General features: G+C 72.1%; 18 protein-coding genes. 6 read left to right on the top strand and 12 right to left on the bottom strand.

From position 1 onward, the window contains the following. Positions 1-23 precede the first annotated feature (23 nt). Genes EDF33_RS18615 through EDF33_RS18605 form a run of 3 tightly spaced genes read left to right on the top strand, consistent with a single transcriptional unit; the run spans position 24 to position 2633 of the window. Positions 24-773 (top strand): glutamine amidotransferase, encoded by a 750-nt coding sequence (locus tag EDF33_RS18615; RefSeq protein ID WP_132100809.1) that lies wholly within the window; start codon positions 24-26, stop codon positions 771-773. Continuing rightward, a complete protein-coding gene (locus EDF33_RS18610) occupies positions 755-1435 on the top strand; it encodes a TenA family protein (RefSeq protein WP_132100808.1) in 681 nt (226 codons plus the stop codon). The genes EDF33_RS18615 and EDF33_RS18610 overlap by 19 nt, the downstream gene beginning before the upstream one ends. Positions 1436-1442: 7 nt before the next feature. Continuing rightward, positions 1443-2633 carry a M20/M25/M40 family metallo-hydrolase gene (locus EDF33_RS18605; protein ID WP_132100807.1) on the top strand — a complete coding sequence of 397 codons (1191 nt, stop codon included), beginning with the start codon at positions 1443-1445 and terminating at the stop codon, positions 2631-2633. An 18-nt stretch (positions 2634-2651) separates the two neighbouring features. Here the strand turns inward: EDF33_RS18605 and atzF are convergent, their stop codons facing one another. The 12 genes from atzF to EDF33_RS18545 all read right to left on the bottom strand — a co-directional run bounded on the left by atzF (position 2652) and on the right by EDF33_RS18545 (position 18192). After that, the gene (gene atzF / locus EDF33_RS18600; RefSeq protein WP_132100806.1) at positions 2652-4391 is read right to left on the bottom strand and encodes an allophanate hydrolase; all 1740 of its coding nucleotides are present in this window, start codon (positions 4389-4391) and stop codon (positions 2652-2654) included. Continuing rightward, positions 4388-5440 carry a M20/M25/M40 family metallo-hydrolase gene (locus EDF33_RS18595; RefSeq protein ID WP_132100805.1) on the bottom strand — a complete coding sequence of 351 codons (1053 nt, stop codon included), beginning with the start codon at positions 5438-5440 and terminating at the stop codon, positions 4388-4390. Before EDF33_RS18595 ends, atzF begins: the two co-directional genes overlap by 4 nt. Beyond that, positions 5430-6224: a DeoR/GlpR family DNA-binding transcription regulator gene (locus tag EDF33_RS18590; RefSeq protein WP_132100804.1), complete on the bottom strand. Its 795-nt coding sequence runs from the start codon at positions 6222-6224 to the stop codon at positions 5430-5432. The genes EDF33_RS18595 and EDF33_RS18590 overlap by 11 nt, the downstream gene beginning before the upstream one ends. Positions 6225-6266: 42 nt before the next feature. Continuing rightward, the gene (locus EDF33_RS18585; protein WP_132100803.1) at positions 6267-7712 is read right to left on the bottom strand and encodes an amidase family protein; all 1446 of its coding nucleotides are present in this window, start codon (positions 7710-7712) and stop codon (positions 6267-6269) included. Continuing rightward, the gene (locus EDF33_RS18580; RefSeq protein WP_132100802.1) at positions 7709-9781 is read right to left on the bottom strand and encodes an amidase family protein; all 2073 of its coding nucleotides are present in this window, start codon (positions 9779-9781) and stop codon (positions 7709-7711) included. Before EDF33_RS18580 ends, EDF33_RS18585 begins: the two co-directional genes overlap by 4 nt. 72 nt (positions 9782-9853) lie before the next feature. Beyond that, on the bottom strand, positions 9854-10876 hold the full coding sequence (locus EDF33_RS18575) for a substrate-binding domain-containing protein (protein ID WP_132100801.1): 1023 nt from the start codon (positions 10874-10876) through the stop codon (positions 9854-9856). Between the two features lie 103 nt (positions 10877-10979). Then, positions 10980-12023 (bottom strand): ABC transporter permease, encoded by a 1044-nt coding sequence (locus EDF33_RS18570; RefSeq protein WP_132100800.1) that lies wholly within the window; start codon positions 12021-12023, stop codon positions 10980-10982. Beyond that, positions 12020-12769 (bottom strand): ATP-binding cassette domain-containing protein, encoded by a 750-nt coding sequence (locus EDF33_RS18565; protein WP_132100799.1) that lies wholly within the window; start codon positions 12767-12769, stop codon positions 12020-12022. The genes EDF33_RS18570 and EDF33_RS18565 overlap by 4 nt, the downstream gene beginning before the upstream one ends. Beyond that, positions 12766-14238 carry an aminotransferase class III-fold pyridoxal phosphate-dependent enzyme gene (locus tag EDF33_RS18560; RefSeq protein ID WP_243692499.1) on the bottom strand — a complete coding sequence of 491 codons (1473 nt, stop codon included), beginning with the start codon at positions 14236-14238 and terminating at the stop codon, positions 12766-12768. The genes EDF33_RS18565 and EDF33_RS18560 overlap by 4 nt, the downstream gene beginning before the upstream one ends. Positions 14239-14242: 4 nt before the next feature. Then, on the bottom strand, positions 14243-15193 hold the full coding sequence (locus EDF33_RS18555) for a phosphotransferase (protein WP_132100798.1): 951 nt from the start codon (positions 15191-15193) through the stop codon (positions 14243-14245). Next, positions 15186-16565, bottom strand: coding sequence for an ArgE/DapE family deacylase (locus EDF33_RS18550; protein WP_132100797.1), 1380 nt, complete (start codon positions 16563-16565; stop codon positions 15186-15188). Before EDF33_RS18550 ends, EDF33_RS18555 begins: the two co-directional genes overlap by 8 nt. A 142-nt stretch (positions 16566-16707) precedes the next feature. Further along, the gene (locus tag EDF33_RS18545) at positions 16708-18192 is read right to left on the bottom strand and encodes a PLP-dependent aminotransferase family protein (protein WP_165918880.1); all 1485 of its coding nucleotides are present in this window, start codon (positions 18190-18192) and stop codon (positions 16708-16710) included. 34 nt (positions 18193-18226) lie between these two features. Here EDF33_RS18545 and EDF33_RS18540 point away from each other — a divergent pair, with 34 nt between their 5' ends. The 3 genes from EDF33_RS18540 to rlmN all read left to right on the top strand — a co-directional run bounded on the left by EDF33_RS18540 (position 18227) and on the right by rlmN (position 21413). Then, a complete protein-coding gene (locus EDF33_RS18540; RefSeq protein WP_132100795.1) occupies positions 18227-18961 on the top strand; it encodes a pyridoxamine 5'-phosphate oxidase family protein in 735 nt (244 codons plus the stop codon). Positions 18962-19301: 340 nt separating this feature from the next. Beyond that, positions 19302-20090: a C40 family peptidase gene (locus EDF33_RS18535; protein ID WP_132100794.1), complete on the top strand. Its 789-nt coding sequence runs from the start codon at positions 19302-19304 to the stop codon at positions 20088-20090. Between the two features lie 90 nt (positions 20091-20180). After that, positions 20181-21413, top strand: a complete 1233-nt coding sequence (gene rlmN, locus EDF33_RS18530; protein ID WP_111086542.1) for a 23S rRNA (adenine(2503)-C(2))-methyltransferase RlmN — start codon at positions 20181-20183, stop codon at positions 21411-21413. Positions 21414-21645 lie beyond the last annotated feature (232 nt).

The raw sequence follows: 21645 nt of genomic DNA, 5'->3' as shown, positions 1-21645 counted from the left end.
CCCCCGAACCACAGGACATTCCCATGGCCCGCATCCTCATCGCCGGCGAGAGCTGGATCACCACCACGACCCACGCGAAGGGCGTCGACGAGTTCACCGTCCACTCCTACGCCGAGGGCGTCACGCAGCTCCGGACCGCACTCACCGACACCGGCCACGACGTCGTCCACCTGCCGGGCCACCTCGTGCCGACCGACTTCCCGGAGACCCCGGAAGCGCTCGCTGAGTACGACGTCGTGGTGCTCTCCGACATCGGCGCGAACTCGCTGCAACTCGCGCCCGGCGTCTTCGAACGGTCGGTCGCCGGAGCCGACCGCATCGCCACGCTCGCTGACTGGGTGACCGGTGGCGGCGCGCTCATGATGATCGGCGGGTACCTGTCGTTCTCCGGGTGGCAGGCCCGCGGCGCCTACGCCGGTACCCGGATCGCCGACGTGCTGCCCGTCGACGTCGCACCCCACGACGACCGTGTCGAGCGTCCGGCCGGCTCGGTCGCGGTCGTGCACGACCCGACGCACGCCGTGCTGTCCGGTGTCACGGGAGAGTGGCCAGCGCTGCTCGGCTACAACCGCCTGGTGGCGAAGGCCGACGCGACAGTTCCCGTCACGATCGACGGAGACCCGCTCGTCGCGGTCCGCACCGAAGGTGCCGGGCGCACCGCCGTCTTCACGAGCGACTGCTCGCCACACTGGGCGCCGCCGGCGTTCTGCGAGGCCTGGGCCGGCTACCCGGCGCTCTTCGACGGGCTCGTGCGGTGGCTGACGGCGCGGTGACCCGCCGGAGCGACCGGGTCCTCGCGGCCTGTGCCGCGGCCCTCGGCCGCTCCGCCGGGGTGCGCTTCGTCCGCGAGGCCACTCACGGGACCATCGACGACGACGCCTTCGCCGCCTACCTCGCGATCGAGGAACGCTTCGTCCGCACAGCGACGCGCGTCACCGGCTACCTCGTGTGGTCGTCGACCGACTGGCCGGAGTCGGCGGCGCACGCCCGCACCGTCGGCGGGCTGGTCGGAGAGCAGTTGGACTGGTTCCGTCGGGTGCGCGTCCGTTGGCCGGGAGGCCCGGACCGACTCGCCGACGCCGTCGCGCGATCCGAAGTGCTCGCGTCCCACGTCCTCCGGCTCACCACCGAGCACGGTGCGCCCGCCGCAGTCACCGCGATGTTCGCCGCCGAGACGCTGTACGCCGGGTGGTGCGGACGGGCTTCCGCGCTGCCCGTCGAGCGGTTCTCGGACCTCCGGGACTGGATCGACCTGCACGCTGCACCACCCTTCACCGAGGGAGTCCGGGCGCTGGCAGCCTCGGTCGACGCCCTCCCAGAGTCGATTGACGACCGCACCGTGATCGGCTGGTTCCGGGACACACTCCTCGCCGAGGACGGTTTCCACGACTCCGTCTACCCGCTGCTGCCCGACCCCGTGACGACCATCCCGTGAGGACCGCATGACCACCGAAGCCCACGCCCTGTCCCAGCTCAAGGCCCTCGTCGCCCACGGACCGCGGTTCCACGGTACTGAGACGATGGCCGCAGCCGCGGCCTGGCTGGAGTCGGAACTCGTCGCGATGGGACACAGCGTCCGTCGCGAGCCGGTGTCGCTGCCCGGATGGCACCCCGGCACCGTCCGTCGTGTCCGAGTGACCGCACCGGTCGACCGCGTACTGCCGGCGTGGCCGATGCTGTGGAGCGCCGGGACCGGCGCCGCGAGCGTCGACGGTGTTGTGCGCGGTCGGCTCGAAGTACTCGGGCCGGAGGGCATCTGGGGAGACTCGATCGTGTGGCAGCGCTTCGGGGTGCGGGACGAGGCCGGTCGGATCGCCGCCGTCGTGCACGCGCGCGACGACGGCCCTGCCGCCCCGCAGCCGCTGCCGGCCGGATCGGACGACCGCATCGCGCACCTGGCGGTCGGCCACCTCGACGGCTTGCAGCTCGCCGAGTGGGTCGCAGACCACGACGACGTGCGGATCGAGGTGGAGCTCGACTCCGAGCCCCGCGAACGGTCGGTGTCGGACAACCTGATCGTCGAGGTCCCGGGCTCGGGTCCGGTGCAGGCCGGCACGGTCGTCGCCTGCGGGCACCTGGACAGCTTCTACAACACCCTCGGCGCGTACGACAACGGCAGCGGGTCGATCGCGCTGCTCGAACTCGCCCGGATCTGGGTGTCCGAACCGCCGACCCGCCCGGTCCGCATCGTGTGGTTCACCGCCGAGGAGTGGCACCTGCTCGGATCCCGACACCACGTCGAGCAGCTCACCGATGCCGACCGCGACGCCATCGACTTCGTGCTGAACATCGACGGCCTCGGTCGGGGCGACCTCCTCGAGACCTTCGTCGGTCCGGAGCGGTTCGGGTTCGCCGTCCGCGACGCGGTGCGGGCGCACGCCGCGGCGACCGCGCGGACGCTCACCACCGTCGACCGTTTCCCGCCGACACGCGGTACCGACGACGCGTCGTTCCACGCCGCCGGCATCCCGTCGGTGTTCCTCACGTTCAACGACCTGCACCGTCTGCACCAGCCGGAGGACCTGCCGGACCCCGGGATCGCCCGGAACATCGCGTGGACGGTGCCGCTCGCCCGCTCGATCGTCGAGACGATGCCCCGCCCCCGACGAACGGCCGCACCCGGGCTGCTCTGACCGTCAAGCGGTCGCGCGTCAGCGGGGGACGGCCGCCCAGTCGCCGTGCACCGTGACGTCCTCGGCCCCGTCGAGTGCTCGCGGCTCGCAGAGGAAGCCGAGGACGCTCGTCCCGTCGGCGAGCTCGACGACACCGATCGCCATCGGCGCGGCCAGCCCGGAGACGAAGTCGGCGAACCCCGCGCGGGGGAACGCCCACCGCTCGCCGACGATCGCGGCGCCGTCGGCGTCCGACCGCCAGACACCGGGCTTCGGCGGAACCGTCGGGAGCCTTGCCATCCGGTAGGCCGGGGCCGTCGACACCGTGCCGAGCAACCGGGCACCGCAGCGAGTGACCTCGTGGTGCAGGGGCTGCCCGGTCCGGTGCGCGCCGAACACGACGAGGTCGACGTGGTCGGCGCCCCAGAACGCGTCCACCGGCCCGGCGTCGGCGGCGAGGCCGGTGCGCACGGCGAGGTCGACGAGCGCGAGGTCGGCGAACGCCGGGCCGATCAGGCTCACGCCGACGGGGACCTCACGCGTGGAGCCCACGGCGGGTACGGCGAGGGCGCTGAGGTCGAGCAGGTTCACGAAGTTCGTGTAGGTCCCGACCCAGGCGTTCACGCCGACGGGGTCGGCTGCGAGCTCGGCGAGGGTGGGGTGGCCCGGCGCGGTGGGCAGGAGCAGGGCATCGACGTCGGACCACAGTGCCTCCGTCGTCGCGCGGACGGCCGCGAGCGTCTGCTGGTCGCGGACCAGGTCGACGGCGGCGAACTCCCGCGCGGGCAGCACGATCCGGGCGACCGTGGGGTCAGCACGATCACCGAGGTCGGCCAGCCGTCCGCCGAACGCCTGGGCGCGCTCGGCGAGCAGGGCGCCGCCGTACAACAGCACGGCGACGTCGACGAGCGGGGAGACGTCGAGTTCGACGAGTTCGGCGCCGGAGGCACGGACGGCGGCGACCGAGGCCTCGTACGCCGCACGCCAGGACGACGACATCGGCGCGAGGTCCGCAGCGCGAGCGACACCGACGCGCGGCACCGTTCCGGTCCGCGCAGCCAGCGGCGCATCGGCGGGCCAGGCCCGCGGCGATCCCGGGCCAGCGAGCACGTCGGCGGCGACGACCGCGGTGGCGAGGTCGGCTGCGAACACCGACACGGTGTCGTAGCTCGGCGATGCGGGGACGACGCCGTCGGCGGGGAACAGCCCGAGCGTCGGCTTGATGCCGACGATGTGGTTGAACGCCGCCGGCACCCGTCCGGACCCGGCGGTGTCGGTGCCGAGCGCGACGTCGACGATGCCGTGCGCGACCGCGAGTCCGGACCCGGCGCTCGACCCGCCGGACACCCGGCTCGCGTCACCGGCCGCGTGCGGGACGCCGTGGGGCGAACGAGCGCCGACGAGCCCGGTGGCGAACTGGTCGAGGTTCGTCTTGCCGACGACGACGGCACCGGCGGCCTCGAGCCGGGCGACCGTGGGCGCGCTGGCCTCGGGGGTGTACAGGACGTCGGGGGACCCGGCGGTGGTCGGGAGCCCGGCGACGTCGATGTTGTCCTTGACGGCGACGGTCCAGCCGGCGAGCGGCAGCTCCGCACCGCCGGCGACCCGGGCGTCGATGCCGGCGGCGAGTTCCCGGAGCGCGTCCGCGGTGCGGAGCACGATCCAGATCTCGGGCTGGTCGACCTCGGCGAGGCGGGCGAGCGCGTGCTCGACGGCAGCGGTCGCGGTTCCCGTGGCGCCGGAGGTCGGAGCAGCAGCAGCAGCGGTGGTGGCGGTCATCGGTGGTCCCATCGGGTGATCAGGTCGGAGTAGTCGGCGACGGCGCGGTGCAGGGCGTCGACCGAGACGGATTCGTCGCGCTTGTGCGCGAGGTCCGTCTGGCCGGGGCCGAGCAGCACCACGCGGTCGCAGCCGAGCGCGCCGGTCAGGACGGCGGCGTCGGTGAAGTAGCCGACGACACGGTCGTCGGGTTCGATGCCGAGCCGGGCGATCTCGGGGTCGTCCGGGTCGAGCAGCACGGCCGGAAGCGAGAGCTCGGACTCGACGGCGGCCAGGTCGGGTTGCTCTCGCCACCACGCAGCGGGGTCTGCGAGCGGGTCGGCGGTGCGGAGATCGACCTGTGCCCACGCCCGGTCCGGTACGACGTTGACGGCGGTACCGCCGCCGATCCTGCCGACGTTGAGCGTGTCCCAACCGGTGCCCTCGGCAGCTGCGCGGTCGAGCACCCTGGTCAGGCCGCCGATCGCGTTGCGTCCCAGGTGCGGTGCGCTGCCGTGCGCGGCGACGCCGTCGGCGACGACGCGCAACCAGGTGACCCCGCGGTGACCCCGCACCACGCGTCCGTCGGTGGGTTCCGCGACGACCAGGAGGCGCGCCTCCAGCCCGTCGAGCAGGGTCGCCGCTTCTGCGGCGCCTCGGCTGCCCGTCTCCTCCTCGACCGTGAACAGTGCGGCCACGGCGCTGCGGGCGGGGGCGACGTCGAGCGCCGCCACGATCGCGGCGACGCCGCCCTTCATGTCGGTGGTGCCGCGTCCCCAGACACGGCCGTCGACGAGGGCGCCGGCGAACGGTGGGTGCGCCCACAGTGACCCGTCGCCGGTCGGGACCACGTCGACGTGGCCGGTGAACACCAGGAGCGGCCCCATGGGGACCGCGGGCACGACGGCGACCGCACGCAGCGACCCGTCCGGTCCCGCCAGTGTCCGTACTGCGTACCGTTCGTCGAACAGGTCGACGAGCAGGTCGAGCACGGCGGACTCGCCGGGCGAACCGGAGACCGAGGGGATGCGGACGAGGCGGCGGGTGAGGTCGACGACGTCAGTCGACACGGTGCGTCTCCACCGCACGGATGACCTGGATGCCCCGGGACTCGAGGGCGTCCGCGGTCTCGTTCGGGCCGACGGCGTCGGTGACCACCGTCGTGACGCCGTCGAGGGGAGCCACGGGCGCGAACGAGACCTGCCCGAGGTGGCGCTCCTCACAGAGCACGATGACGTGATCGGCACTCGCCATCATGGTGGCCTTGAGCCGGGCGTCGGTCTCGTCGAAGTCCGTGACCGAGTCGCTCTCGGCGCTGATGCCGGCAACGCTCACGACGGCCACGTCCCAACGGTGTGCGCGGAAGAACTGCTCGGTCGCCGAACCGTGCAGGCTCAGCTCGCCGGGCTTCAGTTCGCCGCCGGGCACGAGGAGGTGGATGTCCTCTTCCTGCCCGAGCACCTCCATCACCTGCACGCTGGTCGGTGCGACGAGCGCCTGGAGGTGCCGGCCCCGCATCTCCATCGCCACGTGGTACGCCTTGGTCCCGAAGTCCATCGCGACGTTCGCCTTGCGGGGGATGAGGTCGACGACCGCACGGGCCATCGCCTGCTTCTCGGCGACGTTCGTCCGGACCCGCAGGCTGAACGGTGGTTCGAAACTCCGGCCGGCGGCGAGCACCGCTCCGCCGTACACGCGGCGTGCGATGCCCTGGGTGTCGAGGTGGTCGATGTCGCGGCGGATGGTGAGCTCGGTGACGCCGAGTTGCTGGCTGAGCGTGGCCGTCTCGACCTTGCCGCCCTCCTCCAGCATCTCGACGATGCGCAGCAGCCGCTGGTCGCGCTTGTCACCCACGTCGTTCCACCCCTTCGTCGCGGATCACTGTAGCGGCAGCCATCAGCCGAGCTCGGGGTGCACGTCGGACACGCCGAGGATGCGCTCGAGACGGTCGCCGAGCGCCAGCAGCTCATCGTCGGCGCCGTACCGACCGACCACCTGCACCCCCACGGGCAGGCCGGAGTCGGTGCCGAACCCGGCCGCCATCGCGAGCACCGGGTGCGCAGACGGTACGAGTCGGCAGGCGAGGCGCTGCCACAGGAAGTAGCGGTCGAACGACACTCCGTCGACCTCGGTGACCCACTTCTCGTCGGCGTCCGGCGCGACGACGGGAGCACCCGGGACGACGAAGGCGTCGAAGTCCTCGAGCAGAGACGCCATCTCGGTGTACGCACGGTAGCGACGGTCGAGGGCGGCGACGATCTGCCCGGACGGGTAGCCCGAAGCCTCGGTGACGTTCCGGACGAAGTCGGCGCGGTACGCGTCGGGGTGCTCGATCGGGTCGGTGCCGAGCAGTGCGAACCAGCCGAACAGCTCGATGGTCTGCCAGGTCTCGTCGAGGCCGTCGGTGTCGATCTCGACGTCGACGACCTCGACGCCGTCGGCCTCGAGGACTGCACGTGTGGCGGCGTGCGCGGCGCGGACCTCGGCGGAGATCGGCAGCCCGCCCAGGTCGGTGCTCCACGCGAGCCGGATCGGTGCCGATGCCGGAGCACCGAGCTCGGCGGCGACGGACCGACCGGCCGAGAGCGGTGCGAGCTGGTCGCTGCCGGACATGCCGGTCAGCAGGAGCGCGACGTCACGGCAGTTGCGGCCGACCGGCCCGTTCACCGAGTGTGGTTCCCATGACGTTGCGCCCTGGGCCGCCGGGACGAGCCCCGGCGTGGTCCGGAGACCGACGGCGTTGCAGAACGAAACTGGGTACCGCAGGCTCCCGCCGGAGTCCGAGCCGTCGGCGAAGGGCAGCATGCCGGCGGCGACGGCTGCGACACCGCCGGTCGATCCGCCCGCGTGCCGGGACAGGTCGAACGGGTTCCTGGTGATGCCGAACACGTCGTTCCAGGTGACGGTGCCGACGCCGAACTCGGGCGAGTTCGTCTTGCCGATGACGAGCGCTCCCGCAGCGCGGAGCTTCGCGACGTGCGGGGCGTCGGTCGGCATCGGGCCGCGGTCGGCGAACGCACGCGACCCGCGCGAGGTCGGCATGCCGGCGACGTCGACCAGGTCCTTGATGGCGATCGGCAGACCGTGCAGCGGACCGAGGGCGGCCCCCGAGGCGCGGAGGTCGTCGGCCGTGGCGGCGAGGGCGACGGCCTCGTCGCGTGGCAGTCGGTGGACGATCACGTTCACGGCGTCGTTCGTGGCGTCGATGCGGTCGTAGAACGCCGTCATCACCTCGACGGCGGTGAGCGAACCAGCAGCGATCTGGTCACGGAGGTCAGTCGCCGTCCGCCAGTGCAGCGGGGTGGTGGTGGCGGTCTGACCGGTGGCGGGGATGGTGGTCACGGGGTGCTCCTGATCGGTGAGGTGGGACGGAGTCCGGGGGCGGGGCGTCGGAAGGGGAGGTCGAGGACGTCGGCGGCGGCGACGAGGCCGTCCGGGCCGATGACGGTCAGCAGGGCGAGCACGCGGGTCGCGTGGTGGGTCCGGCGGGCCTCGGGACCGAGGTGGAACCGTGCGGCGGTGGTGCCGGACGTGGGGACACCGACCGACATCGACCCGACCTCGATCCACGCGGACGTCAGGCCGTGGCCACCGTCGACCGACGCGTGCACCTCGACCAGGACGCCGCCGTCGTCGGCGACCGTGGCGGTGCCGCGCAGGTGCGCGGTGATCGGACCCTGCACGGTGGTCGGACCGGCACCGGCGGAGCGCACCGCGCCCAGCGCCGCCACGTCGGGCAGGCGCGGGCGTGTGCGGGGGGCGAGCCGGGCCTCCAGGGCATCGGCCACGTCGACCAGGTGGGCGTCCGAGAAGGCCGGACCGCAGATGGTGGCGCCGACCGGCATGCCGGTGTCGGCCATGGTGCCCATCGGGATGGTGACGCTCGGGATCCCGACGCGGCGGAGGACGTGGTTCGTCGTGGAGAACACCGCACCGTCCGCCCACGCGGCGCGGGCCGACTCAGGGTCGACGTCGGCGTCGTGCGGGCCGATGTCCGAGTTCGCGGGGAACGCGACGACGTCGAGGCCCTCGCGGCGGAGCCAGTCCTCGAAGAGTTCGCGGCGTGCGCGGTCGAGGCCGGCGATCGCGGGTCCGGCGACCGCGGAGACCTGCTCGTCGGACAGGGGTGCGTCACGGGTGATCGCGGTGAAGTCGAACACGTCGCGGCCCGGGTGGACCCGGCCGTTCTCGACCGCGTCGAGGGCGTACGGCGGGTCGGGACGGATCGCGCCGGGCGTCAGGTCGGACAGGGAGACGGGTTCGGTGGCGTGGTCGTCGAGGAAGCGCTGCCACGAGACCGTCATGAGTTCGCGGAGCTCGAAGGCGGTCCATTCCGGCGCGAGGTGGCCGGTCTCCTCGAGCGAGGCTGCGGTGCCTCGGCCCTCGTACGACTCGACCAGTGGGAACCGGACCCGGACGACGCGCGCGCCGGCGGTGACGAGTTCGTGCTCGAGGGCGTCCCACCGGTCGCGGATGCTCGGGCGGAGCGGGATCGAGGGCGTGGCGGCGGTCGCGGAGGAGTCGGCGTCCTCGCTCGGCACGTACAGGGTGGGGACGCCGACCACGAGTCCGTCGAGCGGCGTCGGATCGGCACCCGGTCGTTTCGCACGGAACCGCGCGGCGACGGTCTCGGCCGCCGACACGTCCACCGTGTCCTGCTGTTGCCAGACGTCGCGGTCGTCGGCACCGGCGATCACCGCGAGCACCTCGCGCAGGTCGGACACGGTCCGGGTGTGCGGCACCACGACGTCGCGGTACGGGTGGAGCGGCCAGTTCCCGACGCTCGGCACGACGCCCCACGACGGTGTGTAGGCGACGAGCGCGTTGTTCGACGCGGGCGAGCGGCCGGACGAGACGGTCTCCTCGCCGAGTCCGAACGCGCACAGCGACGCGGCGACGGCCACCCCGCTGCCGATCGAGGAGCCGGAGTGCCACGCGGCGGCGAGCCACTCGGGTGAGTACGGGCTGCGGGTCCGGCCGTAGAGTCCTGCCTGGCCGCCGCCGATCGCCATCGGGGGCATGTTCGTCTTGCCGACCAGCAGGGCTCCGGCGGCGAGCAGCCGCTCGACGACGACGGCGTCGCGTCGCGCCACGGTGTTCGCGAAGGCGGGGGAGCCGGCTGCGGCGGTCAGACCCGCGACGGCGAAGCTGTCCTTCACCGTGAACGGGATGCCGTGCAACGGTCCGAGGGGCACGGCCTCGGGGGCGCCGGCCGCAGCAGCTGTGCGCTGTGCGTCGTTCGCGACGGCCCGTTCGAGCAGTCGCGGGTCGAGCACGGGCACCGCGCCGAGTCGTGGCCCGTCTCGGTCGATCCTGGCCACCCGACGGAGCGCGTGCTGGGCCAGCGCGAGGGCCGTGGTCTCGCCGCGCTCGAGCCGCTCACGCAGCGAGGCGATGTCGGAGTCGAGCATCGAGTGTCCTCCAGTGCCGGGGAAGAAAGTGGGGGGTGCGGAGCGGGCGGACCCGCCCCGCACCCCGGTGGGTCAGAGCGCCGAGCAGTCGGACGTGTAGAGGTACTTCTTCACGTCGTCGTCGTCCACGTTGTCCTGCGTGACGAGCTTCCACGGCGAGTACACCGTCTGCTTCTCGACGTCCTCGGCCTTCGTGTCGCCGTTGACGAGCTTCGCCATCAGCTCGGTGGCCTCGTAGCCCTCGGTGTACGGGTCCTGCGCGACGAGGGCGTCGTACTCGCCCTTCTTCAGCGAGGCGACCTGGTTCGACGCGGTGTCGTAGCCGACGTGCACGATGTCGTCGTTGCCCGAGGACGAGATGGCGTTCGCCGCACCGGTGCCGGCGCCGATGTTCGTCGAGAACACGAGCTTCACGTCCGAGTTCGCGGACAGCTGCGACGAGACGGTCTGCGAGGCCTTCGCCGAGTCGCCACCGACGTACTGGATGTCGAGCGCGGAGAGCTTGCTCTCCTTCTGGATGGCGTCCTTGAAGCCCTTCGCACGGTCGGACTGCACCTGGTTGCCGGGGGAGTCGGTGACGATGACGACCTTGCCGGACGTCAGGTCGAAGTCCTTGATCGCCTGTACCGCGGCGTCGTACGACGACTGGTAGTTGTCGGTGCGGATGGACTGCACGTACTCCTTGTTCGACAGGAACGAGTCGGGCATCACGAGCGGCTTGCCGCTGTCGGTGTACGACTTCAGGGTCGAGTTGAAGGCGGTGTTGTCCCACACGGTCAGGAGCAGACCGTCCGGGTTCGTCGCGAGCACCGACTGCAGGACCTGCATCTCGGCGTCGGTGGTCGTCTCCGGGGTGCCCTGGATCTTCAGGGTCACGCCCTCCTTCTTCGCGGCGGCCTTGGCGCCGCAGTACATGGTGCCGTAGAACTCGCCGGTCGACTCTGGGGTCACCATCGCGATGGTCTTCTGCCCGCCGGACGACGACGGGTCGTCTGCGGCGGCGGTGGAGCCGGTGGAGCAGCCGGCGAGGACGACGGCGATGCCGACGGCCGACGCGGCGGCGAGGACGGAGGTGGTGGTCTTGGAACGGAACACGGGGGTCTCCTACAGGGAGGGGATGGACAGGAGGTGGTGCCGTGGAGCGGGTTGGGTTCGGTGTGGGACGGGGTGGAGCGGTGGGTCTTGGACCGGACGACCGCTAGGTCGTCCGCCGGTTGCGGCTGCTGCGGTCCAAGCTGACGGCGACGAGGAGCATGGCTCCGATCGCGATGGTCTGGTAGAAGGGCGAGAGGTTGATGATCACGAGCCCGGACTGCAGGATGATCGCCAGGAACGCGCCGACGATCACGCCGAGGAAGTTGATCCGGCCGCCGGTCAGGGCGGTCCCGCCGATCAGGGCTGCGGCGATCGCGGCCATCGAGTCGTTCGTGTGCCCGGAGATGTTCGTCGTCGAGTAGCGCGCCAGGTCGATGAACCCGGCGAGCCCGGCGAGACCGGCGGACAGGACGAAGATGCCGATGGTGTTCGTGAGGGTCTTGATGCCGACCCGGCGGGACGCCAGGAAGTTGGAACCCATCGCGAGCGTGTGGGTGCCCCAGGCGGTGTACCGGTAGAGCGCCCAGATCACGGCGAGGATCACGAGTCCGAGGATCGTGGGGACGGGGAAGACACCGATCGTGGCCGATCCGAACGAACCGGCCAGCTCGGCCGGGATGCCGACCAGGTTGACGCCCTTCGTGGCGACCTGGGCGATGCCCGTGGCGAGCGAGAGCATGCCGAGCGTGGTCACGAGCGAGTTGATGCCGACCACCCCGACGAACAGGGCATTCACCGTGCCGAGCACCGCACCGGTGAGGATCGCGACGACCAGACCGACCAGGATCACCACGCCGACCGGCGACGAGGTCCCCATCGCGATCATCACCTGTCCGGACACGACCGACGACAGGATGAGGACTGCGCCCTGGGAGATGTCGATCTGGCCGGCGGACATCAGGACCGCCTGGCCCGCCGCCAGCAGGAGCACCTGCGACGCGGTGAGCAGGATGCCGCGGATGTTCGCCTCGCTGAGGAAGGCGCCACTCGGGGACAGCGCCTGGAAGACCGCGATGAGCACCACCTCGACTGCGATGATCTGGACGGCACGGTTGCTGAAGACGCGGGCGACGCCGTGCTTGAGAGCGGGCGCCGAACGCATCGACGTGTCGGGGGCTGCGCCGGCGTTGGGGGCTGCGGTGGTCATGCTGCTACCTCGTCTCCGACCATCACGGTCATGACGTCGGACACGGAGAGTCCTTCGGGCTTCAGGTCGGCGATGATCGTGCCGTGGCGGAGGACCACGATGCGGTCGGCCAGCTTCAGGACGTTGGGGATGTCGTGCGACACGAGGATGACGCCGAGGCCGTGGCTCGCGGCGACGCGGATCGAGTCGAGCACGATGCCGACCTGCTTCGGGCCGAGTGCGGCAGTCGGCTCGTCGAGCAGGATGAGGTCGGATGCCCACTTCATGGCGCGGGCGACGGCGAGGACCTGCCGCTGACCGCCGGAGAGGGAACCGACCGGCAGCCGCACGTCGCGGAGCGTCGAGATGCCGAGCTGCTCGATCGCGGCCCGGGCCGCGGCGTGCATGCGCTTCCGGTCGAGCCACGGCCCGCGACGGAGCTCGTTGCCGAGGAACAGGTTCTCGGTCAGGGACAGGTGCGGAGCGAGCGCGAGGTCCTGGTAGACCACGCCGACACCGAGGCGCTTGGCGTCGGCGAGGCCGGACATCGGCTGCCCGCTGACGCGGATCTCGCCCTCGTCGGGGGTGTTCGACCCGCAGATGATGTTCATCAGGGTCGACTTGCCGGCGCCGTTGTCGCCGAGCAACGCGACGATCTCGCCCGACTGCACGCTGAGGTCGATGTCGCGGAGGGCACGGACGGCGCCGAAGTTCTTGCCGACGCCGGAGATGCCGAGCACCTCGCGGGGTGTGGGTGCATCGCTCATGAGAGGGGTCCTTCCTGCTGGAGCGTGGAGAGCACGGAGTCGTAGACGTCGAGGAACGCGTCGGCGTCCTCGCGGGTGAAGACGAGCGGCGGACGGACCTTGAGGACACGCCCGTCGGAGCCGACCGCCGAGATGAGCACGTTCCGGGAACGGAGCGCGTTGACGACCCGGCCGGCGAGCTCACCGGCACCGGGCCCGGCCATCTCCACGCCGATGAACAGGCCAGCTCCGCGGACGTCCGCGACCAAACCGGTCGATGCCGACCGCTCGGCGATCCCGCGCATCAGGTACGCCCCGACCTCGCGGGCGTGCTCCACGAGGCCGCGATCCTGCACCTCGTCGAGCACAGCGGCGGCCGCCGCGATCGATGCGGGGTTGCCGCCGAACGTGTTGAAGTACCGGTGCTCCTCGGCGTAGCCGTCGCTGAGCGCCGACCCGAGCACCAGGGTGCCGATCGGCAGTCCGCCGGCGAGCGGCTTGCCGCAGGTCACCATGTCGACGTGGCCGTCCGGTCCCGGCCCGGCGGTCGTCCCGGACTGGAGGCTCGGCTCGGCTCCCGCGGGTCGTGGCGGCTCCGTCTGCGTGTGGCGTTGGAACCCCCACATCGCGTCCCCGGTGCGGCCGACGCCCGGCTGCACCTCGTCCGCAATGACGAGCCCACCGGCGGCGTGCGTCGCCCGGTACGCCGGCACGAGCATCCCGGGAGCCCCGGGGAAGATCCCGTCGGTCGACATGATCGAGTCGAGGAGGAGCGCCGCGAGTCCGAAGCCGTGCCGGTCGAGGTCGTCGGCGGCCTCGGTGATCGCCGCCGCGAACAGCTCGCCGGCGCGGTCGCCGTCGCGGTGCGTGTCCGGCGCCGGGACCGTCCGCACCCAGGGGTGCAACGGCATCGTCGCGCCGTTCTCCGGCGAGGCGCCCGCCAGCAGCTGCGTCGTACCGTGGTACGCGTTCTCGGTGACGATGAGGCCCTGGTTCCCGGTCCGCCACTGTGCGATCGTGATCGCGAGGTCGTTCGCCTCGGAACCCGAGTTCGAGAAGATCACTCGGTCCAGGTGCTCCGGGTACGTCTGCAGGAACCGCTCCGCGAACTCGACGATCCCGTCTTGCAGGTACCGCGTGTGCGTGTTCATCCGGATCAGCTGTTGGTACACGGCCGTCGCGATCCGGGGGTTCGCGTGACCGACTGCCGGCACGTTGTTGTACGCGTCGAGGTACTCGGCGCCGTCAGCGTCCCAGAGCCGGGCGCCCTCACCGCGGACCACGTGGATGGGTCGTGCGTAGAAGAGTGGGTAGATGTCACCGAGCACCTCCCGGCGCCGGGCGAGGAGCTGCTGGTCGCCGTCGGGCAGGGACGCGGCGTCGGCGGGGTCGAACCGGTTCACCATCGCGACGGCGGCGTTCGTGGCGCTGCCCGTCCGGACGGCGCTCGCCGCGGGGGCCGGCACCGCGGGGATGTCGATCTGCTGCACGTGGTCACGCGCCTTTCGAGGTCGAGTTGGTGGACGGAGTCGGCAGCGCACCGGTCCGGTCGAGCAGTGCGACGGCCGCGCGGTCGTAGCGCAGCACGTAGTCGGCTCGGGCGGGTTCGTGACGGGCGGTGTCGCGAGCGAGCACGACGGCCTGGACGAGCCGGCAGGCAGCCAGCGGCAGGACGAGTGCTGCCTCGGCGGGGGAGAGCCCGAGTGCAGCGGTGATCCGCGCGGTGTAGCGATCGACGAGCTGGTGCTCGAACGAACCGAGCGCGATCGCGAGGTAACAGGTGGTGACGGCCACGTCGAGCACACGGGGCGCCTCGATCGCGTCGCCGAAGTCGATGACACCGCTGACAGCACCGTCGGCGACGAGCACGTTCGACAGGTTCGCGTCGGCGTGCAGCACCTGCCGTGGCATGGCGGCGAGTGCCGGTGCGAGCTCGGCGCGGAACACCTCGACCACGGCGTGCATGGCCGGACGGTGCCGCTCGTCGGCCACCTGGTCGATGAGGGGTTCGTGGCGGGCGACGGTCTCGATCGACCAGTCGTTCTCCGCGGGGACGTGCGCCGCCGCGGCGTCGGTGTCGTGCAACGCGATCACGAGCGCGGCCTGCACGTCGACGAGGTCGTCGACGAGTGCGGGCCAGACGTCGACGTCCTCGAGCGGGACACCGGGCACGGCGGTCATCACGAACAGGTCGCCGTCGTCGGTCGGGGTGACCGCGACGCCGTGCTCGTCGTGCAGCACGCGGGGCACGGGCAGTGTCGGGGCACTCGCGGCGACGGCCTGGAGGAGTGCCGCCTGCATCCGGGAGCTCTCGGAGAGCTTGAGGACGACGGGTCCGGACCCCGCTGCGACGAGCACGGTGCGGTCGGTCTCGGACCCGGTGTCCCGCAGCGCGGTGACGTCGGAGACGCCGCGCGCGGCGAGGTGCGGCACGAGGTCATGCATGTGCGTCCACCGCGGTGCTCGGGTCGCTCGTCGCGTCGGCCGACGCGACACCGCACAGGTCGAGGATGATCAGCACCATCGCCTCGATGCAGGTACGGAACTCGTCGAGGTCCAGGTACTCGTCGGGCTGGTGCGCGACGCTCAACTGCCCGGGGCCGAAGGTGATCGTTGGGACGCCGGCCTTGATCGGCAGCCCCATGTCGGTGTGGCTGGTGACCCCCTGCACGACGGGCTCCAGGCCGAGGGCCCCGAGGGCGGTCTGCGGTGCGATGACCAGCGGGTGGGTGTCGTCGGTCTCGCCGCAGTCGGCGTCCACGAGCCACGTGACGACCGGCGGGTGCTCGGTGAGCCAGGGGTCGTCGCCAGCGAACGCGCGGAGCATCTCCTCGATCTGCGCACGGACGAGGCCCCCGCCGCCGTGCTGGTCGAGCTCGGCCGGCAGGTACTGGATGTCGAACCGGATGGTGAACGAACCGGCGTACGCGCTCGGGTAGGTGCCGGCGTCGATCTCGGCGACGTTGACCTGGCAGGGGAGCGGCATGTGCCGGTGGTTCTTCTCCGGCAGCTCGCGCCAGCGGGCGTTCAGGGCGTCGATGGCCTCGAGGAGCCGACGTCCGTACGCGATCGCGTCGACGGCTCCGCCGTCCTGCCAGTGCGGCTGCTCGATCTCGATGTGCCCGCTCTTGCCGGGGATCGTGATCTCGCCCCAGATGATGCCACGGCAGAGCGGAGCAACCTGCAGGCTCGTCGGCTCCGGGATGACGATGCCGAGCTCAGGGCGGTGGCCGCGGTGCACCAACGCGAGGGTGCCCATCCCGCCGGTCTCCTCCTCGGTCACGGAGCCGAAGGCCAGGTCTCCGGCGAGCTGCACACCGCTCGAGCGCACCGCGCGGATGGCAGCGAGGGCCGCAGCCATGCCGCCCTTCATGTCGCAGGCGCCGCGACCGATGACCCGTCCGTCCCGGAGGAGACTCGTGAACGGACCCTCGGTCCAACCGGGCCCGCCGGGGACGACGTCGCAGTGGCCGAGGAACATCAGTGCGGGAGAGTCGGACCCGTCGGCGGCCGAGCGGATGCGGCCGACGATGTTCGGACGACCGGTGAAGTCGCGGTCGGCGAAGTAGCCCGGGCCGTCGGCGTGGACGGCGAGCTCGTCGACCGACGGCTCCCACTCGTCGATCTCGGCGCCGAGGCCCTCGAGGTGCTCACGGAGGAAGGCCTGCACGGCGCCCTCGCCGCTGACGGCCGCGTCGTCGCCGAACCACGGACCGACGCTCGGGATGTCGATCAGGTCGCGGACGAGCTGCACCGCATCGTCGAACTGCGTGTCGACGAGGTCGAGGACCTCGCGCTGTTCGGGGGTGGTGGTCACCGTGTCTCCTGTCGCTGCGTCGAACGTTCACGAATCATGTTCGAGAAGTAACAAACAGCGCCAGTGAAATGATCGTTGCGTTACTTTTCTTCACGATCGCGAAACATCGCCGAAACCGAGCACGACAGGGTTTTCAAGTGGTTCAGGCCCGCTCGACCGCCCCGACCGCCCCGACCAGTGCGTCCAGTGCCCGGTCGAGCTCCGGCACCGTCACCGCCCCGTACCCCAGCACGATCCCGGCCGGCGTGCTGCCCGGAGCCATCCCGTACTCCTCGAGCGTCGAGACGAGCACGCCGGCACCGGCCATCCGCGCCGCGACCTCCCGCCCCGTCGCCGGACCCGACCACACGACCACGGCGTGCAGTCCGCCGTTCAGGGCACGGGCCTCCAGTCCGGTGACGCCGTCGAGCCGGGCCGCGATCCGGGCGCGGCGGTGCGTGTAGTCGCGCCGGACCCTGCCGAGGTGCCGGCGGAGCGCGCCGGTCCGGAGCAGGTGCGCGAGCGCGATCTGCACGGGCTCGGCGACGACCGCGCCGCGGGCACGACGGGCGGTGAGCACCGCGTCGGCGACCCCGGCCACGGATCCTGCCCCGACCGGCACTCCACCCGCCGCGGGCAGCACGACGTAGGAGCAGCGCAGCCGCGGGTCGAGCGTCTTCGAGAACCCGCCGACGTGCAGCACCACCCCCTCGGCGTCGAGCGCTGCGAGTGCGGGCACGGGGCTGCCGCGGTGTCGGAACTCCGAGTCGTAGTCGTCCTCGACCAGGAGCGTGCCCGTCGCCGCAGCCCAGGCGAGCAGCCGCTGCCGTCGCGCCACCGGCATCACCGAGCCGAGCGGGTACTGGTGCGTCGGTGTGACGAGCACGACGTCGACCGGCGGTGCGGCGGTCAGGGCGTCGAGGTCCATCCCGTCGTCGTCGAGCGGGATGCCGACGACGGTCCCGCCCGCGCTGAGCACCGCACGCTGACCGGTCCGGTACCCCGGGTCCTCGACCGCGAACACGGGTGCGCGACCGAGGTGCACGCGGAGCGCCTCGGTGACGAGCGACAACGCCTCGGAGGTCCCCGCGGTCAGCAGCACCCGGTCGACCGACGGCGCGAATCCGCGACTCAGGCCGAGCTGCGCCACCACCTGCGCGCGCAGCTCCACCGTGCCGAGGGGGTCCGCGACCGCGTTCCGCAGTGGGGCGTCGGCCGCCGCCCGCCAGGCCGCGCGCCAGTCCCGCTGCGCGATCGCGGTGACGGCGGGGACCCCGGGGCGGCAGTCGATGGTCCGGGCGGCGGCCGCGGCCGCCGCTGAGGCCGACGCTGCCGCGCCCCGGTCGGTCGCCGGCCGCGAGTTCCCGACGGCGGCGCCGCCCACCCCGCCCCGGCTGAACGCCCCGGCCGACGCGACGACCCGCGCCACCGCACCGTGCCGCGTCCGGATCCAGCCCTCGCCGTCGAGCTGGTCGTACGCGGCGACGACCGTTCCGCGTGCGACGCCGAGCTCGGCGGCCAACGCCCGGGTCGAGGGCAGCGGATCGCCCTCGCGCAGCGTGCCGTCGTGGACCATCCGTCGGATGCGGGCGACGACCCCTGCGGTCTTGCCGGACTGGTCCACCACGATCACCTCGATCTGGTCCACGCACTGGACCACTGTCGAACCTAGCGTGGCCAGCATGAGCACCCCCAACCCCGCCGACGGCCCCGACCTGCGGGTCCGCCGCATCCGCGAGCGCCAGTCCGACGACCCCGCCGTCCTCCGGGCGATCCTCGCCGAGGCCCACCTCGCCCACGTCGGGTTCGTCCGCGGCGGCCACCCGATCGTGCTGCCCTTCCTGTGCGGCGTCGGCGACCTCGGCGCCGGCCCGGTCCTGCTGCTGCACGGCTCGACCGGCGGCGGCCTCTTCCTCGAAGCAGGGGCCGCCGGCGTGCAGGTCGCAGCGACGGTCACGCACCTGGACGGGCTCGTGTTCGCCCGTTCGACCTTCGACAGCTCCGCGAACTACCGCAGTGCGATGATCGCGGGCACCGCGACGGTGGTGCCGCCCGAACTCCGCACCGAGGCGCTCTGGCAGGTCTCCGACCATCTCATGCCCGGCCGCCGCGACGAGGTCCGCGAGATGACCCCGAAGGAGGTCCGCGCCACCCAGGTCCTGCAGCTGCCCCTCGACCGCGCGAGCGTGAAGGTCCGGTTCCAGGGCAACGGCGAGGCCGCGGACGACGGTGAGGACCACGCCGTCTGGGCCGGCGTGCTGCCGCTCGCCGTCCGCGCCGGCGTCCCGGTGCCGGGGGACATCTCGGGGGACGCCCCGGTCGACGCGTCCGTCGTGGCGCTGGCGGCTCGCCTCGACCGGCTGTCGTCCGACCGGGAGGCCCGGATCGCCGCCGTCATGCGGGTCGCGTCCGTCTGAGGCCGGGTCTTCAGGCCCCTGGGTGCGGATCCGCCGCATCTGAGCGACCTGCGAGGACCGCCCGTTCCTGTGACGAGCCGCAGGAACACTCCGGGACTGCCCAGCCTCGATCCGCCCCGTGACCAATACGTTACTTTCCGGATCGCCCAGCGGTCCCGACCCGGAAGGACCCATGGGACGCCACGCCCTGCCTGCAGCAGCCGAAGACCGACAGCCCTCGCGAGGGACCCCGCACACCGCGGTGGAACCCGCTCCGGCGTCTCCGCAGCCGCAGCCGCAGCCGTCCCGTCCCCGTGGTCGTCGCTCGGCCCTCGGTCCCGCTGCTGCCCGGGCCACGTTCGTGGAGCACCCGAAGCCGACCCGCACCGTCCGGATGCAGCCGCGTCCGCTCCCAGTCGCTTCGAGCGCCGGTGCGGCCGTCCTGAGCCGGAAGGCCGTCCTGCGTGCCGAGCGGGCCGTCGACCCGCGGCACATCCGCCGCACCGCGAACGCCAAGCGTGCCGCGATCCTGCTCGCACCGGCGATCGCCGTGACCTCGAGCCTGACCCTGGCCGTGCCGGCGAACGCGGCGACCCCGGCCGAGACGCAGCAGGGCACGACGACCTCGCAGGCCGCGCAGACCTTCACCGTGGCGCACGACGTCAAGGTCCCCGTCGTCACGACCGACGGCATGACCACCACGACCACGGTCGTCTCCTACCCGACGCTCGACCTGCGCTTCGGGGTGACGACGGCCCAGGCGCAGTCGGCCCTTTCGGCGGCGCTGTCCGCCGGCGGCGACCGCGCCACCATCGTCGAGACCGCCCTGCAGTACATGGGGGACCCGTACGTCGAGGGTGGCGCGAGCCACGAGGGCATCGACTGCTCCGGCCTGACGATGGTCGCGTACGCGGCGGTCGGCATCCCGCTCGTGCACTACGTCCCGACGCAGGACGCCGCGGCGACGACGATCCCCGAGTCCGAGGCGCTGCCCGGCGACATGGTCGTGTACGACGACGAGGACCACGTCGGGCTGTACCTCGGCCAGGGGCTCGTGCTGCAGGCACCGCACCCGGGCGAGGTCGTCGACATCGTGCCGATGTACTCAGCCGCGCACCACTTCGCGCGCCTGCTGCCCGCCGGCAGCTGACCCGACGCAGGCGGGGCCGTCGACGGTGACCATCCCGGCCACCGGAGGGTCCGGCACCGACGTGTCACGGGCCTCCCGTATCCTGGCCTGATGGCTTCCGACACCCGTACCCCGTTCGAACAGCAGCAGTCTGCTCGTCCGCAGGTGCGCCCGCGCACCGAGGGCTGGAAGCAGGCGACCGACACCGACGGCCGTCCGCTGCTGCAGTTCGCGTCGCCGAAGCGCGGCAAGCCGCCCGTGCACCTGGCCGACCTGACGGCCGAGGAGCGTGAGGCCCGCGTCAAGGAACTCGGGCTGCCGGGCTTCCGCGCGAAGCAGCTCGCGACCCACTACTTCACGCACTACACGTCCGACCCGGACAAGATGACCGACCTGCCTGCCGCCCAGCGCGAGCAGCTCGTCGCCGGGATGCTGCCGCCCCTGCTGACCGAGACCCGGCGGCTGGCGACGGACAACGGCGACACGATCAAGTTCCTGTGGAAGCTGCACGACGGTGCCCTGGTCGAGTCGGTGCTCATGCGGTACCCGGGTCGCATCACGCTCTGCGTCTCGTCGCAGGCCGGGTGCGGCATGAACTGCCCGTTCTGCGCCACCGGCCAGGCGGGGCTGACCCGCAACATGTCCACCGCCGAGATCATCGAGCAGATCGTCCGGGCCAACGCGGCCATCGCCGCGGGGGAGCTTGGGGGCGATCCCCGCAAGGGCGGCAAGGACCGCGTCGACGCCGAGCGCGTGACGAACATCGTGTTCATGGGCATGGGGGAGCCGCTCGCCAACTACAAGCGGGTGATGGACGCCGTGCGGCTGATGGTCGCGCCGCAGCCGAACGGCCTCGGGATGAGTGCCCGTGGCATCACGATCTCGACGGTCGGGCTGGTCCCCGCGATCCTCAAGCTGGCGGACGAGAACATCCCGGTGACCTTCGCGCTGTCGCTGCACGCCCCTGATGACGAGCTCCGCGACGAGCTCATCCCGGTGAACTCGCGCTGGAAGGCCGACGAGGCGATCGACGCCGCGCACAACTACTACGTCAAGACGGGCCGCCGTGTCTCGATCGAGTACGCGCTCATCAAGGACATGAACGACCACGCCTGGCGTGCCGACCTGCTCGCCGAGAAGCTCAACAAGCGCGGCAAGGGCTGGGTGCACGTCAACCCGATCCCGCTCAACCCGACGCCGGGCTCCGTGTGGACCTCGTCCGAGGTGCACGTGCAGGACGAGTTCGTCCGCCGGCTCAACGCCGCGGGCATCCCGACGACCCTGCGCGACACCCGCGGCAAGGAGATCGACGGGGCCTGCGGGCAGCTCGCTGCAGCGGAGTAGCCCCGCCGCCGACGGGCACTCCCAGGCCGACACGCCCGGGAGGAACCACGGTTGGCGAGGCCCCCGGAGCCTGTGTAGTGTTACCTCTCGTTGCCACGGCGGCGGAGAACGGAACGGCTGAGACGGTCACTGGGTTCACCCGGGGATCTTGTCCGCCACGGTTCTTCCCCGGGCAGCGGATTCACCAGCCTCTCTGGCGGAGCATCTTCGGGTGTCGAGCGGGGGAGTGCGT

Origin of the sequence: Curtobacterium sp. PhB146 (assembly GCF_004342995.1) — a bacterium.
GTDB lineage: Bacteria > Actinomycetota > Actinomycetes > Actinomycetales > Microbacteriaceae > Curtobacterium.
The sequence above is the reverse complement of the archived record's forward strand: the minus strand, read 5'-3'. Positions and strand labels throughout refer to the sequence as shown.